This is a genomic window from Clostridium sp. KNHs205, assembly GCF_000702945.1.
Taxonomy (GTDB): Bacteria; Bacillota; Clostridia; order Lachnospirales; family Lachnospiraceae; genus Anaerocolumna.
Genome location: NZ_JNLE01000003.1, coordinates 4,010,825 through 4,028,395, shown reverse-complemented (window position 1 = coordinate 4,028,395; position 17,571 = coordinate 4,010,825). Strand labels below are relative to the sequence as shown.

General features: G+C 39.0%; 12 protein-coding genes. 10 read left to right on the top strand and 2 right to left on the bottom strand.

What is annotated here, in order from left to right:
• Window positions 1-48 precede the first annotated feature (48 nt).
• The 4 genes from BR73_RS0116635 to BR73_RS0116620 all read left to right on the top strand — a co-directional run bounded on the left by BR73_RS0116635 (window position 49) and on the right by BR73_RS0116620 (window position 6,069).
• The gene (locus tag BR73_RS0116635) at window positions 49-2,133 is read left to right on the top strand and encodes a class I SAM-dependent methyltransferase (RefSeq protein ID WP_033166457.1); all 2,085 of its coding nucleotides are present in this window, start codon (window positions 49-51) and stop codon (window positions 2,131-2,133) included.
• Window positions 2,134-2,378: 245 nt separating this feature from the next.
• Entirely contained in the window at window positions 2,379-4,685 is a 2,307-nt protein-coding gene (recQ, locus tag BR73_RS0116630) for a DNA helicase RecQ (RefSeq protein ID WP_033166456.1), read from the top strand.
• Between the two features lie 4 nt (window positions 4,686-4,689).
• Entirely contained in the window at window positions 4,690-5,214 is a 525-nt protein-coding gene (locus tag BR73_RS0116625) for a GNAT family protein (protein ID WP_033166455.1), read from the top strand.
• Window positions 5,215-5,592: 378 nt separating this feature from the next.
• Window positions 5,593-6,069: a GNAT family N-acetyltransferase gene (locus BR73_RS0116620; protein ID WP_033166454.1), complete on the top strand. Its 477-nt coding sequence runs from the start codon at window positions 5,593-5,595 to the stop codon at window positions 6,067-6,069.
• 141 nt (window positions 6,070-6,210) lie between these two features.
• On the opposite strand, the gene BR73_RS0116615 is transcribed toward BR73_RS0116620, so the two are convergent.
• Complete coding sequence (locus BR73_RS0116615) at window positions 6,211-6,636, bottom strand: aspartate carbamoyltransferase regulatory subunit (protein ID WP_033166453.1); 426 nt, start codon at window positions 6,634-6,636, stop codon at window positions 6,211-6,213.
• On the bottom strand, window positions 6,636-7,550 hold the full coding sequence (gene pyrB, locus BR73_RS0116610; RefSeq protein WP_033166452.1) for an aspartate carbamoyltransferase: 915 nt from the start codon (window positions 7,548-7,550) through the stop codon (window positions 6,636-6,638). Before pyrB ends, BR73_RS0116615 begins: the two co-directional genes overlap by 1 nt.
• Window positions 7,551-8,129: 579 nt before the next feature.
• On the opposite strand from pyrB, the gene BR73_RS0116605 reads away from it, so the two are divergent.
• The 6 genes from BR73_RS0116605 (at window position 8,130) to BR73_RS0116580 (ending at window position 17,475) form a co-directional block, all read left to right on the top strand.
• Entirely contained in the window at window positions 8,130-10,208 is a 2,079-nt protein-coding gene (locus tag BR73_RS0116605) for an immunoglobulin-like domain-containing protein (RefSeq protein ID WP_033166451.1), read from the top strand.
• A gap of 355 nt (window positions 10,209-10,563) precedes the next feature.
• Window positions 10,564-13,473 carry an extracellular solute-binding protein gene (locus BR73_RS0116600; RefSeq protein WP_156034747.1) on the top strand — a complete coding sequence of 970 codons (2,910 nt, stop codon included), beginning with the start codon at window positions 10,564-10,566 and terminating at the stop codon, window positions 13,471-13,473.
• A 56-nt stretch (window positions 13,474-13,529) separates the two neighbouring features.
• The gene (locus BR73_RS0116595; RefSeq protein WP_242860693.1) at window positions 13,530-14,432 is read left to right on the top strand and encodes a sugar ABC transporter permease; all 903 of its coding nucleotides are present in this window, start codon (window positions 13,530-13,532) and stop codon (window positions 14,430-14,432) included.
• 36 nt (window positions 14,433-14,468) lie between these two features.
• Window positions 14,469-15,359, top strand: a complete 891-nt coding sequence (locus BR73_RS0116590) for a carbohydrate ABC transporter permease (protein ID WP_033166448.1) — start codon at window positions 14,469-14,471, stop codon at window positions 15,357-15,359.
• A gap of 14 nt (window positions 15,360-15,373) precedes the next feature.
• Complete coding sequence (locus BR73_RS0116585; protein ID WP_033166447.1) at window positions 15,374-16,843, top strand: hypothetical protein; 1,470 nt, start codon at window positions 15,374-15,376, stop codon at window positions 16,841-16,843.
• The gene (locus tag BR73_RS0116580; RefSeq protein ID WP_033166446.1) at window positions 16,840-17,475 is read left to right on the top strand and encodes a Yip1 family protein; all 636 of its coding nucleotides are present in this window, start codon (window positions 16,840-16,842) and stop codon (window positions 17,473-17,475) included. The genes BR73_RS0116585 and BR73_RS0116580 overlap by 4 nt, the downstream gene beginning before the upstream one ends.
• The last annotated feature ends 96 nt before the right edge of the window (window positions 17,476-17,571 follow it).

The following is a 17,571-nucleotide window of genomic DNA, read 5'->3' as shown; positions in this document are numbered from 1 at the left end:
ACAGTTTATGAGGTATAGAATCCAGGGTTACTTACGAAAGGGTATATTATGAAAGACGAAGGAAAAAAACTGCAATCCCATGAATTAATTGAGAGGTTAAGAAGCGGTGAAAGGCAGGTTCTGCGGGAAGCCAGATGGCTGATGTATCTGGCAGTTACTGCTCAGGAGAATATTAATCTGGAAAGGCTGCATTCCATGGAAGAAAAAAGCAGCAGTTATATTTGCGATTATGTAGAACGTACGCTTTATATACTGGATAACCTTAAGGTACCTGAGTATATATCTTCCCTGGTTGAAGAGGTACTTATCTGGTCTGAAGTTGCAAAGGGTGGTACGGATTACTTTCGCAGACGCTGGCTGAAACAGGGTATAAACCTCTTTGTCCACAACAAAGGCTCAGCGGAAATATATCTAAAAGATGGAAAAGCAGAAGAAAGAGAAAAACATATAATTTATACTCTTATAAGCACTCATGGGTTGATTGGGCAGTACATCAGAGGAGAAGTTTCTCTTAAAGAGAATAAACCTTTGACTGAGTTGATTGACAGAAGGTTTGTAACTAAAGAGGAGCTGACCCTTATTTTAACAACCCTGAACCACTGTATCATATCAGCAGTAGATACTGAACTTTGGGAGCAAATTGAAGCAGAGGCAGTTGCGGCTATAAACCGTATCACAGCAGGTGATCTTGAAGATGATTATAATATACGTGAACGGTTGAAACGTCTTAGAAAGACATCAGTGCTAAACGGTGAGGACTTTACAGCAGCCTATGATAACCTGACGAAGGAGAATGAGGTATTAACTGCTCTTGAGAAATTGCTTAATAACAGGGACTTATGGTTTGTCGAAAGTGCACTGTATGACTTTACTCTGGAGGAATTCATAAAGATCTTTCTCCTTACCGGCAAAGAATTAAAGGATTCTGTTAAACACATCAGCTTTGAACCCCTTATGAAAGATATCTATTACCAGCATGAGGGTAAGAAGCGTATTAATATATACAAAAAACGCATACTGGAGCATTATCTGTCAGGTATGACGCTTGAAGAGATTCTTCTGGAAAAATACCGGGACAGTCCCCATGTTTCTCACAGAGTAAGCCTTTATAAGGAACTGGATGATACCCTTTTCTTTACCTTTGAATATTCTCCGGCAGGAGAGAAGCTGATTGAATTCTGTGTGGAGGCGGAGAAGGCCGATGTCCTTTATGAAAGTGCAATAATACTTCTCTTCGATCTCTTTGGTTTAAGAAAAGATAAATATGACAGATTCTATGAGGAAGAAACCTATTTAAGCACCATGAACCAGAGTATTGATTATAAGAAAATAATCTTAGAATATCTGAAAGGTGATAAAATCATTGATATTGGTCCCGGTGGCGGTGCCTTAATGGATCTGATTGAGGTAAATGCACCGGATAAACAGGTGATAGGAATTGATATTGCCCAGAACGTACTGGATAATCTAAAACGTAAGAAGCAGTTGGAAGGTAAGAAATGGGAGGTTATGTATGGAGATGCACTGAATCTAAGCCAGTATATGGAGAAGAACAGTGTGGATACCATAATCTTTTGTTCCATACTCCATGAGCTCTTCTCATATATTGAATACGAGGGAAAGAAGTTTAACTACGATACCCTTGCAGCGGCTTTTATAAGTGCCTTTGATGTACTAAAAACCGGAGGCAGAATTATAATACGTGATGGAATAATGACAGAAGAAGCTGAGGAACAGCGTATTATACGTTTTTTATCAAAGGACGGAATGGAATTCTTAAAGCGTTATGCAGAGGATTTTAAGGGCAGAGATATTAGTTATAAAGTCATCGGACATAATGAAGTAATACTTCCTGTAAATGATGCAATGGAGTTTCTTTTTACTTATACCTGGGGAGAAAAATCTTATATTCATGAAGTGAATGAGCAGTTTGGATATTTTACACCCTTGGGTTTTGAAAATTTTATTACAAAGGTCCTTGGTGATAAAGCGAAGATAATTGTTCAAAAACATTTTCTGCAAGAGGGATATACCATAGCACTGTCTCAGAAAATTGAATTTTATGATATAAACAGAAATACAGCAAAGCTTCCTGACAGTACCTGCCTGGTGGTAATTGAAAAGTTAAGATAGGGATTTATGACTTAAATATTATATACTGTTGTTTAGTTTTTTAGTCATATTAATCTAAAGTTTTGATTAAGCTCATAAAGTATGCGGTACGTGGGGATTAAAAGGAGCAGAAGTGGTAGAGTCAATAACTCTTTCCATGGTATACAATAGAGATAATATACCTGTATAAAATAGAAAACATACAGGGGTTTTGGGAATTTGCTCGAGTGAAGCTTAAAGCTTTTAAGGTAGATACAGGAGGATAAATGAAGCAGGAAACAGTCAGACTTGAACAGGCAAGAGAAATACTTAAAAAATATTTTGGATACAATAGTTTCAGACATGGACAGGAAAGGCTGGTGGGCAGCCTTCTGGAAGGGAAAGATGTACTTGGGGTAATGCCTACAGGAGCTGGTAAATCTATATGCTATCAGGTTCCGGGCATTCTGTTTCCGGGTGTTTCACTGGTAATCTCACCTTTAATCTCTCTTATGAAGGATCAGGTAGCAGCATTGAATGAAGCAGGTATTCATGCAGCTTATATCAACAGCTCCCTGTCTGCCAGGCAGGTAAGCCTTGCCCTCCAATATGCCAGAGAAGGTAAATATCAGATGATCTATGTGGCACCGGAGAGACTGGAAACACAGGAATTTCTTGACTTTGCATTAAATACGGAAATAGCCATGGTGGCTGTGGATGAAGCTCACTGTATCTCACAGTGGGGACAGGATTTCAGGCCGAGTTATCTTAAAATAATTCAATTTATCGAGTTACTGCCCAAACGGCCAATTCTCTGTGCTTTTACAGCTACAGCTACAAAAGAGGTTATGGAGGATATCAGCTGTATCCTAAAGCTTCAGGCTCCGGAAGTGGTTGTGACGGGTTTTGACAGAGAGAATCTCTTCTATGAAGTAAAAGCTCCGAAGGATAAAACAGCAGTTGTAATGGAATATTTGGAAAGTCACAGAAATCAATGTGGAATTATTTACTGCAATACCAGAAATAACGTAGAGGAGCTGTGGGAACTGATTAACAGAGAAGGCATTCTGACTGCTAAATACCATGCCGGATTGCCGGATGGTGAAAGAAATCAGAACCAGGAGGATTTTATATACGATCGGAAGCCTTTAATGATTGCAACCAATGCTTTTGGAATGGGTATTGATAAGTCAAATGTTCGGTTTGTCATTCATTATAATATGCCAAAGAATATGGAGAGCTATTATCAGGAGGCAGGGAGAGCAGGGCGTGATGGTGAACCTTCTGAATGCCTGCTATTATACAGCGGCAAGGATGTAGAAATCAATAAGTTCCTTATCGAAAAGGGTAATAACAATGAGGAAATAGATCCTTATGCAAAAGAACTTATCAAAGAGCGTGATATGGACCGGCTTAAGAAAATGACTTACTATTGCTTCACGAAAGACTGTTTACGGGAGTATATTCTAAATTATTTTGGTCAATACGGAGACAACGCCTGTGGTAACTGCTCAAACTGTATAACAGAATATGAAGAAACTGATGTAACGGAGCTTAGCAGGGATATTACGGGTTGTATTAAAGAAAGCGGACAAAGATACGGAGTTAATGTAATTATAGCGACCTTGCTTGGGAGCCGAGCAGCCAAATTAACGGCTAACAACATGGTCAATTCCAGCTATTATGCTAAACAATCCCATCATCAGGAAAGTTTCCTAAAGCAAGTGTTCAATAAACTGATAATAGATGAATACCTATTTGCAACAAGTGATAAGTACTCTGTGGTGAAGCTAAATCGTAAAGCTTTAAATCTTTTGGAGGGAGAAGCATCAATTATTATAAAGACCTCAAAAGCCAATGCCAGCCATCAAGATTCCGTCGATAAGAACTACGGCAAAACCAGAGGTTTGAAACGTTCAGAGGTTTTAAATTCCAAAGGACTGGATTTATTTGATCATTTAAGACAGATTCGAACAGCCATAGCAAGGGAAGAAGGCATGCCGCCTTACATTATCTTCTCAGATAAGACTCTGACAGACATGTGTGTAAAGTTACCTTTTAACAAAGAAGAAATGCTTAATGTAACAGGCGTTGGTGAGAACAAATACCAAAGATTCGGAGAAGAATTCATACAGGCTATTCTTGAATATACCAATGGCAGAAAAGAAACTTACGCTTACGAACAACCAGTAGAACCGGAAGCCGTAACAAAAAGTGCTGTGCGTACCAGAAAAGCAAAAGAAGAGTTCTATCTGACGGATGAAATGAAAAGCAATTTTATACCGGAAGAAAATCTTTCTATCAGTCAGTTTACAGATAAGCTAAATGAAATGCGGGATGAAACTGTAATGAAGAGACTTACTTCTGTCAGCATGACAACTTTACTAAAAGAAGAAGGGTACCTGGAGGAACGGTATAACAATCTTCTTGGAAGAAATGAAACCTTTCCCACGGAAAAAGGCAGGAAGGCAGGGATTATAACAGAAAGCCGATTAAGTCAGAAGGGTAATGAATATGAAGCTGTTGTATACAATACCCATGGGCAGAAACTTCTTTTAGCATTAGTGGATGAGCAAAAAATTCGGAGGCTATAAATAGATGTATATACAAAACAGAAATCTGATAATCAGAGATGCAGCTATAAAAGATGCCGAAATCCTGTGTCTTTGGTGGAATGATGGCAGGGTGATGGCACATGCCGGATTTCCTAATGGAATAGGTATCTCATTAGAAAAATTACAGAAGCAACTTGCTGTTCCTGAAGATAGTACAGTTAACCGCCTGATAATAGAAGCGGATAATAGAGCAATTGGTGAAATGAGTTATAGTAATACAGAAGATGGTGGTGCGGAAATAGGAATAAAAATATGTGATGAAACCCAACAGGAAAAGGGGTATGGACGAATATTATTATCCATGCTGATCAAAGAACTGTTCCGTACAGGGTATATCAAGATCTTGCTGGATACGAACCTTAATAATACAAGAGCCCAGCATATATATGAAAAACTGGGCTTTTCGAAGGTGAGAGTTAATAAGGATGTCTGGAAGGATCAGTTAGGAAGGTTACAAACCTCTGTTGATTATGAGCTGACCCAGGCAGATTTTATAGACTTTACCTAAACTGTGTCTGAAGCTGTTGTACCAGTTTGAACGTTCAGAAGGTTGCAATGAGCATTCAGACATGCTGCCTTAAGATATGTTACCTTAAGACGTGCTGTCTTATAACATTGTAAAAAGTATATAATGGTATTCGATTTTATGAACATGAGAAAAAATGGTGAAGATATTCTCTACAGGGAATGTATAATTATGGTAATGGCATTGCATAAATGTTTTGGTTTTTTTATTCACAGTTGAAATATATTACCTTGCTTTTGCAAACAATAAATCTTACATAGAAAGGGTGATGTTTTATGAGGAAAAGCAGATTTTTACTTAGGCGTGTATGGAGGGTTCGCCCGCAATAAAACCCTCCTGATTATTATAGGAGGTAAGTTAATGCTGATAGAAAGAATTGAAATACGTCCTTTTGGTTATGAGGATTTAAACAGATTTAAGGAAATGTTCTCCACTTATTTTCGAGAGGATTTTAAGATTGAAATTTCGGATGCTAAGATAAATTTTATATGCAATGAAATAGCAGAAAGTGTGACTAGAAAGATTACATGGATGGACATGCTTTTGGTTGATGGCAATTTGTCAGGTTTTATCTACTATCAAATCGATAATCCTGAAAGTGATTGGTGTGAACGGGAAGGTTGGGGATTTATTAGGGAAATCTATATTAATAGCAATATGAGAGGAAAAGGCCTGGGTACGAAACTAGTTGCTGGCGCTGAAAAGGAACTTTATAATAAAGGAGTCCGGTATATTTATCTGACCTCAGATGAAATGGGACAATTTTGGAATTTTTGCGGTTATAAGAAAACTGAGAAACTCAGTGATATAAATCATGACCCAATATACGAAAAATAAAAGACATCAAAAAATATCATTATCAAAAATATCACTAAAACAAAACGTTTCATTAATATTTACTTCATTATAATAAGAAAAACACTATGAGTATATCAATTTCTCATAGTGTTTTTTTGTCTGAAGACTTACTGTTTATGTTTAGGATCTCTTAAAAGCTTGTTCGCAATAAACGCAGCGATATACTCCTTTTCCTTTATCTGTAAGCTTAAAGATATGGGGAAGATCCTGCTCTATTGAGGTTATGCATCTTGGATTCTTACATTTGATAATGTTGGTTACCTTATCCGGCAGGTTCAGGTTTCTCTTTCTCTTAATCTCACCTTTTTCAATAATATTCACAGTGATATTTCTGTCCAGAACGCCCAATATATCCAGGTCCATATCCAGATTGCCATCTATTTTAATAATATCTTTTTTACCCATTTTATTGCTTTTGGCATTTTTAATAATAGCAACACTACAGTCCAGCTTCTCGAGATTAAGATAAGAATATATCTTCATCGCTCCGCCAGCCTCAATATGGTCAATTACGATTCCTTCATTTAAACCGCCGATATTAAGCATTAAGCCACCTCCAATAATTTCATGATCAAAGCCATTCTGACATATACGCCGAATTCAGCCTGCTTGAAATAAACTGCACGTTTATCGTTATCCACTTCCGTTGCAATTTCATTAACTCTTGGCAGTGGATGGAGTACCAGCATATCTTCCTTTGCCAGGGTCATTTTCTTGCTATCCAGAATAAAAGAGTCCTTTAAGCGTATATAATCCTCTTCATTAAAAAAGCGTTCCTTCTGCACCCTTGTCATATACAAAAGATCAAGGCTCGGTAGGACAGCTTCCAGATTCCTTACCTCTTCATAAGAATTTTCAGAAGTATCCAATACTTCTTCTCTTAGATAGGCAGGTATTTTCAGTTCATCAGGGGAGATTAAAACAAAGTGGATATTTTCATATCGTACAAGAGCATTAATGAGAGAGTGTACTGTTCTTCCGAATTTTAAGTCACCACAGAAACCAACAGTTAAATTATTAAGTCTGCCTTTTAATTTGGAAATGGTAAATAAATCCGTTAAAGTCTGGGTGGGATGATTGTGACCGCCGTCACCGGCATTGATTACTGGAATAGAAGAATAAGTAGAAGCAACTAAGGGAGCGCCTTCTTTGGGATGACGCATAGCACAGATATCAGCATAACTGGAGATAACCCGGATGGTATCGGCAACACTTTCACCTTTTGCTGCAGATGAAGAATCAGCAGATGAAAAACCTAAAACATTGCCGCCTAAGTTAAGCATTGCGGCTTCAAAACTTAATCTTGTTCTCGTACTTGGCTCATAGAAGAGAGTTGCCAGTTTCTTACCATGGCAGATATCCGAATAATTCTTTGGAGCATTAATAATATTGCCGGCTAATTCCAGGATATCCTCTAATTCTGTTACAGATAAGTCGAGGGGACTAATAAGATGTTTCATGACTACCTCCATTGACTGTTATATTTTCATTCAACTGATTATTATACTATATAGTCTTATAGATTACAACTTCAAAATTCTATATAAATCAGAAAAATATCTATCTAATGTTCAGGGAAAAATTCGCTATAAATAAGGAAAGAAGTTTCTGTCATCCTGGAAAGTCCATAAAAGGATAGTTTGGAAAGGACGCGAATTTAATAATAGTAATACTAGTTGACATAAAAAGGCAATTAGGAACTCTTCATAGAAAATAACTAATTTTATACAAGTTTCGCCTGGTTATTGAAATGGTTAACTTCATGGGGTTATTGTCTTTCGATTCGGACTTTTCATTAAAAATGTACAAGTTACCAAAAAAAGTAATGAGTAAATTGTATGATTGTATGGTGAAAATGCGAAGTGTTTCATTAAATATATATAAAAAAGTTGAAATATCCAATTGACAAATAGGATAGGGTGCTATATTATAGTTATATGAAATCGGTTACACACATTGTTGCATTGTACAAAATGATGAAGGCGAATTTTATCAAAATGTGTAATCGGTTGCATATTTATCAATAAGGAGGAAGGTTTATGATTAAAAAAGTAATGAAAAGATCAGTAGCGGTAATAGCCATCTTTTCAATGCTGGCAGCAGCAATGACTGGCTGCTCCAAAAAAGGTACGGAAGAAACAGTTAAGCCAACAGGAGAAGCTGTCACTGCCGAGCCGACAGAAACAGCTACACCTGCAGGAGAAGCAAAAGTCCTGCGTTGGGGAACACACTGGCAGGCAGGTCTGGATCCCAATTATCAGGATCCTACTACAGGGGAATACACGATGGATGAAGCCTCCAGACAGGCATCTTTAGCCGCATTACAGGCAGCAAAAGAACAGCTTAATGTAGATGTGGAATTTGTACAGTATGCAACAGATACAAGAAGTGAATTGATAACAAGTGTACTTGCAAATAATCCTGTTTGTGACATTGCAGTCCTTTGGGGTGGTTCAGAAAATACGATTTTATCACAGAACATTTTACAGCCTCTTGATGATTATGCGGATATGTTCTCTGATTCCGAGTATTCCTGGATGTTTTATGATAAGTTATATGGTCACAATTATTTCCTGACTTCCAAGCAGGCTTTTATTCCCAGATGGCCATTAGTATATAATGCAACCATGATAGAAAAAGTAGATTCCTTAAAAGACAGTGAAGGAAAAACCATCTATCCTACGGATCTTTTCCAGGATGGTAAGTGGACCTGGAGTGCCTTTAAAGATTATCTTTCAAAAATCCAGAGCTTTTATGCAAATACAAAAGCTCCAGACGGTACTGAATTTGATACTGTTAAAGCTTATGAGACAGATCACCGTTTTGCCGGACTTTCAGCTACCTTTGCAGCTGGCGGAGAAATTTATGGTGCCAACGGTTTAGCTGCTGATTCCAAAGAATCCTTAAAAGCAGTTGCATATGTAAAGGAGCTTATGGATGCGGGTGTATTAACAGAGTGCGGGCTTTATGACGATGGTTACACACCCAAGTGGTTACAGGGTTCCAATGATTTTGGTGCAGGTGCAACTGTATTTACAGACAGTGCTGACTGGATCATTGCCGGTGCAGCTTCTGCTGCAGCAGACAGAGGTGAATCCATTGGTATCGTTCCCTGGCCAAGACCCGATGATATGGCTGCTGATGACCCCAACTACAAACAGGTATTAACAGTTGGTGACAGTATGGGTATCTTAAAGGGTGTTGATGCTGAAACAACAAAACTTGCTCTTGAATTCTTAAAGGTATATTACAGTACATATTATAAGACCCTTGGCGGTGTTGACAGTGTTTCTGCCTATAAAGACAGTGCAGCAACTGCACAGGCTACTAATTTAGGCTTTGATATCTTTAATGAAACTTATGGCGATGACCTGTTAAAGACTTTCCAGTATATTGCGAATCAGACAGTACCCAATGACTACTCTGACCTTCTTGGTTTCCGTGTGGTTTGGGATGACATATTAGGTAAATCTTTTTACGGTGTTGATGGTTATGCATCCTATGATGTATCTATCGCAGCCAATAAGAACCTGTTTACAGAAAAAGCAGCTAATATGGAAGCGATTCTTTCCAGTGATGAGATCAGAGATAATATTGCTCCTTCAATTTCAGCGTCTACAGCACTTGTATTCCCCGTTGGAACAGATCCTAAGAGCGTTGCCTTCTCTGATTATGTATCCATTGAAGACGCGGTAGATGGTGTGCTTGATGCAACAACTGCAACTTATGACTATTCTGCAACTGACTTTACAAAGGTTGGAAGCTATGGCGACGGACTTAAGGTTAAGATGGCTGATAAATCTGGTAATGAAGGCAGCATGAACACAACAGTTATCGTATTTAATCCTGATAATAAAACTGCTCCTGTAGTTACACCTGTTGAAGGTTACCGTCAGATTAAACTGGATGAGGATGCTTCCAAGATCTCCTGGAAAGGTGATTTTATAGCAAGTGCACTGGATGCAGACGGACTGGATGTTTCTGCTAATATTGCAGCAGATATTTCAAGTCTTGATACCTCTACACCAGGAGATTATGATGTTGTGGTTACTGTAACAGACTTTGCAGGAAACAGCAGCGAAGTAACCTTAACTGTCACAGTTGGTGAAGCTGAGTAATTGTATAAGTTGAATCAAGCTTTTGTAACTTTTCAGGCATGAAGATACCATATACTCAAGTGTTTTGATACTTTAATAGAAAAAAGTTCAACTTAACATTTCTGAAGCGTAGATGTTGTATAAATGTATTGTATTTTGTATTACTCCATAAAATTGTAATACGATTTTTCCTAATTGGAGGAGAAAGACTTATACAGACTAAATACACAGTAATTTAAATTAAAATCTGGTTGCTGTAAATTAGCCCTTAAGATACTGCTGCAGTATCAGGCCGGTTTACAGCAACCGATTTATAGTGGAAGAGAGTGATTTATATTTATTTGCTAAATTTATCTGGAAAGGCACAGGTATCAGTATGAAATCGAAGAAGTCCTTGATAGTTCTCATAGTAGCCGTTCTTGTAGTAGCTGCAGCGGTTATTGCCGTGATTTTGAATAAGGATCATTCTAAGGGAATGAATGCAGTTCCAGCTTCAAATACCGTTGTTTATGACACCTCTTATAAGAATTATCTTGACCAGAATGGCTATGGCGGAACTACCCTGGAAGCCAGTCTGCAAATAGATCTTAAAGATTATCAGTCAACTGATGGAATGACGGCAGAAATTCAGGACAGCGGCCTTGTAACAGGCGACAGCGGTTCAATTACCTGGACTTTTACAGCCCAGGAAGAGGGTTTTTATAATCTAGAAATCGGGTATATCCCGCAGCCGGGTACTACTTCAGATATTCAGAGAAGGCTGCTGCTCAATGGAGAGGTCTGCTATGACGGACTGGAACAGGTGGTATTTAAACGTTTTTGGGCTGATGAAGCTATCAAGAGCAAAAATGGTAATGAAATAAGACCTAATACCAATGAAGTATATAAAGAAAGCAAAGTTTTCGTGGAGGATGCCAAGAGAAGAATAGGCGAACCCTATGTATTCTATTTGAAGAAAGGTATCAACACTTTAACCTTAGAAGCCATCAAGGAGCCTGTAGAATATACCTCTATTGAATTCAAAAAAGCGGAGAAAGCACCGGATTATGCATCGGTGATTGATTCCTTAAGGAACCAGTATCAGGTGTATGCAGGAGAGAATATCGTAGGTCAGGCGGAACGTTCTGAGGGCGGTACTTCTTATATTGAAAAAAATTCGTCTTCTATTAATATTCAGAAGAATTACTCTGATCCTTTATTGTATCCATATCACCCTTATAAGATTAAATATAATACCATAGGAGCAAATAACTGGAAACAGCCGGGTAATTCTATTTCCTGGGATGTCGTTGCTCCCAAAGAAGGGCTATATGAAATAACTTTTAAAGGAAGACAGAGTCTGAAGCGGGGAGTAACCTCCGTTAGAAGATTATACATAAATGGAACTGTTCCTTATGCGGAAATGAATGCCGTTAACTTTGACTACAGCAGTGATATGGTTAATTATACGGTATCACAGACCGATGGGACACCTTACCTCTTCTATTTGAAAGAAGGAACGAATACCCTTACCCTGGAATGCGTAATGGGTGATTTCGGAAGTGTTATCAATGATGTGGAAGAGAGTATGTATGCTTTAAATCAATTATATCTTAAAGTTACTCAGATTACCGGACAGACTCCGGACAAATTCATAGATTATCAGATTGCAAAGAAAATACCTGAGTTTCAGGAAATTATGAGCACCGAAGAAGTAAGACTGAATCAGATAATTGAAAAGCTGGTAGCTATCACCGGCGAGAAAGGTGAGAATACCAGTCTCCTTGAAAAGATGGCAGTCGAAGCCAAAGGTCTTGCTAAAAATCCTGAAAGCGTAATTGTGGAAGTTGCACAGCTTAAGGAAAATATCTCAGCTTTGGCAACCTGGCTGGTTAATATTTCGGAAATGCCTCTTGAGCTTGACAGCTTAATCCTGTCAGCCCCGGAAGCAAAGTTACCAAAAGCAAAGAGTAACTTTATAGAAGGAGCTTATTACGGTACAATCCGTTTCTTCTCCACCTTCTTTGCAAAGAGCAGCCAGATAAGCCAGTCGGAGAGCAGTTCCGATTCCAATACCATTAAGGTATGGATGGTAAATGGAGGATCGGCAACCAACGTACAATCTATCGGCCGTGAACAGGCACAGATCATTCAAAATCTTATAGATGAGAAATTTACACCGGAAACCAATATTAATATCGACCTTCAGCTAATCCCTGTTGATGTTGTATTAAGAGCTGCACTTGCAGGTAATAGCCCTGATGCTGTAATTGGTCTTAATCAGGCAACGTTACAGGACTTTGCAATGCGTGGAGCAGTAGTGGATCTGTCAAAGCTTGAGGGCTTTCAGGAAGCTACTGATAAGTATTATCAGAGTGAATTGGAAGCTGCCAGGTATCTGGATGGAATCTATGGTATTCCTGAGCAGGCAGATTTTATGATGCTTTTTACAAGGGATGATATCTTAAAAGCCGTTGGCGCCAAGGTACCAAAGACCTGGCAGGAGGTGAAAGATATTCTTCCGGCCTTAAAGAAAAATAATTATGAGTTCTTCCTTCCCAATGCTTCTGGAGCACCGAATTTCTATCCTTCTTTGGTATATCAGTTTGGCGGAGACTTATTTAAGGGTACCGGCAATGATTATGGTATCGCAAGTGATCTTGGAACAGATGCTGCCATGGAAGCATTTAAGACCTATACAGATTTCTTTACCAATTATGGTTTTAACCCTAATGTGGATTTCCCTACCAGGTTCCGTACCGGAGAAATGCCTATAGGTGTGGTTAAATATACTACCTATTGCCAGTTAGAGGTATTTGCACCGGAAATCAAAGGTCTTTGGTCTTTTACCACATTACCGGGTATAACGGATGATAACGGTCAAATAAATAATTCTTATGTTTTAGAGACCATTAACAGTGCAATCCTCAATACTTCTGATAGAAAAGAGGATACCTGGAAATTTATTAAATGGTGGACGGATACAGAAACACAGCTTCAGTATGCCAATACGGTAGAATCTGTTATGGGAACCTCTGCCCGTTATCCGGCTGCGGATCCGGAGGTTATTAAGAGATTACCCTGGAGTAACGCAGAACTTACTCAGATACTGGCGCAGTTTGAAGCTACGGAAGGAATACCTGCAGTTCCAGGTAACTATATGCTTACCAGAATGGTACTGTATTCCTTCAATAATGTTGTAGCAGAGGGTGCTAACCCAAGAGAGACCCTGTATCTTAACCTTAAGACCATTGATAAGGAGATTACCAATAAAAGGCGGGAATTCCATCTGTCTGTGGAAGAGTAGCAGACAACTTATCATTACGGTTTTTCAGCTATAAAAATTATGAAGGAGGAATTTCCTTGAAAAAGAATAAAGAGCCGTTTTCACTGGTATGGAAGCATCATAAATACAAGTATTTACTGATCGCACCTTTTGCTATTGTTTTCTTGGTATTTACTTTGATTCCTGTTGTCGTATCTATCGTATTGAGTTTTACATCCTTTAATATGGTAGAAGCACCAAGTTTTAACGGTCTGTCCAATTACATAAATCTGCTGGTCAGGGATGATGTATTCCTTATAGCCATCAAGAATACCTTGCTGTTTGCATTGATAACCGGACCAATCAGCTATATCATGTGCTTTCTCTTTGCCTGGATGATCAATGAGCTGCCCCCGGTGCCAAGATCTATTATAACACTGGTATTTTACGCACCTTCTATCTCCGGTAATGCCTATATGATCTGGAAGCTGATATTTTCCTCTGATACCTATGGATGGGCAAATGCCTGGCTGTTAAAGCTGGGATTTATACAGAGCCGTATCATGTGGTTTGAAACAGCGAAATACGTCATGCCGATTCTGATAGTAGTACAGCTGTGGTTAAGCCTTGGTGTCAGCTTCCTGGCTTTTATTGCCGGACTTCAGAATGTGGATAAATCCTGGTATGAAGCAGCTGCTGTAGAAGGTGTCAAGAACCGCTGGCAGGAGCTGTGGTATATCACCCTCCCGTCCATGAAACCTCAGCTGATGTTCGGTGCCGTTATGCAGATTACGGGATCCCTATCGGTTTCCCAGATATCCATCGATCTGGCAGGCTTCCCTTCTGTCAGCTATGCAGGCCATACCATACTGACACATTTACATGACTACGGAAATGTCAGATATGAGCTTGGTTATGCATGTACGATTGCAGTCGTTTTGTTTTTTATCATGCTTCTGTGCAATATCATTGTTCAGAAACTGCTTCGTAAATTAGGCTAATACGTGCGCTGTGGCGCGCAGATGGGAGTTAATAGAATGAAAAAATTATATAAATTTCTTGTATCAAAACTGCGTGCAAGAAAATTAAGAAGAAGAAACCGAAGCCTTATGGGAGATATGGGTCTTACACTGGTGCTTGCTTTCTTTGGTTTATTCAGCCTTTTCCCGCTTATATTCACTGTGGTAAATGCCTTTAAGCCATTAAGCGAAATATTCATTATACCTCCTAAGATGACGGTTGAGAATCCTACTCTGAATAACTTCTTTGATCTGGCAACGATAGTTGAGAGTTTTAATGTACCTTTGTCCAGATATATTTTTAATACCGGTATGATAACCTTTCTTGGTACCTTCGGAACGGTGCTGCTAGGTTCTATGGCTGCTTTTCCGCTGGCAAAATATACGTTTCCCGGTTCCAGGGCAATGAGTAACATCATCGTTTATGCACTTATGTTCAATGCTTCCGTAACAGCTATTCCCAATTACCTGATCATGAGCAGGCTTGGAATGATTGATACCTACTGGGCAGTTATCCTTCCGGCAGTAGGCTCTACCTTAGGACTCTACCTGATGAAGAACTTTATGGTGCAGATACCTGATGAAATGCTGGAAGCAGCCAAAATTGACGGTGCGGGGGAATTTAAGACCTACTGGAGTGTTGTTATGCCTTTGTGTAAGCCTGCCTGGATTACACTGGTTATCCTGTCCTTTCAGCAGATGTGGGGTACAACAGGCGGTGTATTTATCTATACGGAAGAATTAAAGCCGGTAACTTACGTGCTCCAGCAGCTGGTAAGCGGCGGTATATCCCGAACAGGCGTATCCTCAGCCATATCCTTTATCATGCTGTTGGTTCCTGTTTCGGTATTCGTGCTGTCCCAAAGCAATGTTATTGAAACTATGGCAACTTCCGGTGTGAAGGGTTAGGAGGAAATGTTACGATGAAGAAAAAAAGTTTACTAATCCTGCTGGTATTCCTGCTGGTGTTCCTTCCAACCAGAGTTTATGCTGCCGATGGTAAAAGTTATGATTATGATGGATATACCTATAATTACTGGGGAAATGCGGTAGAAAGTCCGGCGGCCTTCCAGCTTGATACTGTAATTGATGAAGCTGATATGGGGGGAATCAAAGTTCAGGGCTTTAATGATGTGGCTGCCAGTGCAGATGGTCATATATTCCTTGTGGATACCCTTGAGAGCAGAGTTAATATAACCGATCAGAACGGCAGTTTTATAAAATCCTTAAAGGTCATCCGGGATGCTGATAATAAAATCGTTATAGATGAGAGTGGTGCACAGCTGGTATTTAATGCTCCGGAAGGTGTATTTTACCAGGAGAAAAACAAAGAGCTTTATGTAGCGGATACAGGAGCGGAAAGAATTGTAGTCCTGGATGGCTCTGATTATACCTTAAAGCGGGTAATTAAGAAGCCGGAAAATATGGCAGGTGTCTCAGAATTCAGACCCTCTAAGATAGTTGTGGACAGTGCGGACAGAATCTATGTGGTTGTTCAGTCGAGCTATGAGGGAATCATTGAATTAAATCCGGATGGTACTTTTTCCAGATATTTTGGTGTCAATTCTCCTTCCGTAAATTTTCTGGACTATTTCTGGAAATCCATCTCCTCTGACAGACAGAAGGAGCAGATGAAGAAAACCTTTGCACCTGCTTTTAATAATGTGGCTTTGGATTCAGACGGTTTTGTTTATGCGGTTACCTTTGATGCAGCTGCGGAACATATGGTATTCCGTTTAAATTCCGGTGGAAAAAATGTCTTAAGAGAAGAAGGAAATACCTTTGTTATAGGTGATATTCACAAAATGAATCTGAATGAGCAGAGTCAGTTTGTTGATGTAGCAGTAAAAGATTATGGAACCTATGCGGTTTTAGATAAATACAAGGGAAGAATCTTTCTCTATGATTTTGACGGACAGCTTCTGAATGCCTTTGGCTCCATCGGAAAAACAAAAGGCTCCTTCTCAATGCCAACTGGTATTACCTGGTCAGGAGATAATCTGGTGGTTACAGACAGTGCTTTAAAATGTGCATATATACTGAAACCTACAGACTTTGGCAAAGCAGCCTTACAGGCAAGTAAGAGCTATTATTACGGCGATTGGGATGAAGCATTGTTACAGTTTGATAATATCCTTAAATTAAATGCTAATTATGAAGTGGCATATGTAGGTATCGGTAAGAACTATCTGATGAAGGATGATTTTGAAAAAGCCATGTATTACTTCAAACTTGGCAACAACCGTGAATTTTATTCCAAGGCCTATAACGGGCACAGAGGTGAAGTGTTGCAGGATAACTTCGGAATCATTGCTGTAATTTTCTTAGCTTTCATATCCCTTATTCTATATACGGAAGTAAGATATCATAAGAAGGAGAGTGGACATAAATGAAAAATAAGATTTTTAAAGAACAACTGCATTATTTAAAATATGCCATGTTCCACCCTTTTGACGGCTTCTATGAGATAAAATACAGGGGAAAAGGAAGTGCCCTTATAGCCTCTGTTATTCTGATACTTTATGGAATCATGCAATGTGTTTCCTATCAGTATACCGGTTTCGTTATGAATATGAATGCCATATTTCAAATGAACAGCATATCAATTTTTATTTCTGCCCTGTCTGTCTTCCTGCTCTTTACTGTGAGCAACTGGACAATTACCACCTTGTTTAATGGGAAAGGCAATATGAGAGATATCTATATTGTCTTAGGGTATTCTGTTGTTCCAATGCTGCTGCTTAACGGTTTGACCGTTTTTATCAGTAATTTTGTTATAACAGAAGAAGTTATTATATTAAGATCCCTGCAGGGAATCGGAGTGGTATGGTTTGTTTTTATCCTGTTGGCAGGCTTGTGCATTATTCATGAATATTCCTTTGCTGTTAATATCAAGACACTGCTGGCGACAGCCGTAGCTGCCTTTATTATCGTATTTTTAGGTATACTGTTCTTCTCGCTGATGGAGCGTATGTATTACTTTGTAATGACTGTTGCTCAGGAGATGGTTAGAAGGATTAATTGACAGTGCATAGTTTGCGACGCCGCATAAGTGGCATCATGTCGCTGGGATGTGTTTGAAAACCGCTTGTGCCATGCCGGGGTTTCGCTTTGTGAAAGC

Excerpts from the sequence above, each read along its gene's own strand:
- BR73_RS0116635 (WP_033166457.1), top strand. The coding sequence starts at position 49 with ATGAAAGACGAAGGAAAAAAACTGCAATCCCATGAATTAATTGAGAGG.
- recQ (WP_033166456.1), top strand. The coding sequence starts at position 2,379 with ATGAAGCAGGAAACAGTCAGACTTGAACAGGCAAGAGAAATACTTAAA.
- BR73_RS0116625 (WP_033166455.1), top strand. The coding sequence starts at position 4,690 with ATGTATATACAAAACAGAAATCTGATAATCAGAGATGCAGCTATAAAA.
- BR73_RS0116620 (WP_033166454.1), top strand. The coding sequence starts at position 5,593 with ATGCTGATAGAAAGAATTGAAATACGTCCTTTTGGTTATGAGGATTTA.
- BR73_RS0116615 (WP_033166453.1), bottom strand. The coding sequence starts at position 6,636 with ATGCTTAATATCGGCGGTTTAAATGAAGGAATCGTAATTGACCATATT.
- pyrB (WP_033166452.1), bottom strand. The coding sequence starts at position 7,550 with ATGAAACATCTTATTAGTCCCCTCGACTTATCTGTAACAGAATTAGAG.
- BR73_RS0116605 (WP_033166451.1), top strand. The coding sequence starts at position 8,130 with ATGATTAAAAAAGTAATGAAAAGATCAGTAGCGGTAATAGCCATCTTT.
- BR73_RS0116600 (WP_156034747.1), top strand. The coding sequence starts at position 10,564 with ATGAAATCGAAGAAGTCCTTGATAGTTCTCATAGTAGCCGTTCTTGTA.
- BR73_RS0116590 (WP_033166448.1), top strand. The coding sequence starts at position 14,469 with ATGAAAAAATTATATAAATTTCTTGTATCAAAACTGCGTGCAAGAAAA.
- BR73_RS0116585 (WP_033166447.1), top strand. The coding sequence starts at position 15,374 with ATGAAGAAAAAAAGTTTACTAATCCTGCTGGTATTCCTGCTGGTGTTC.
- BR73_RS0116580 (WP_033166446.1), top strand. The coding sequence starts at position 16,840 with ATGAAAAATAAGATTTTTAAAGAACAACTGCATTATTTAAAATATGCC.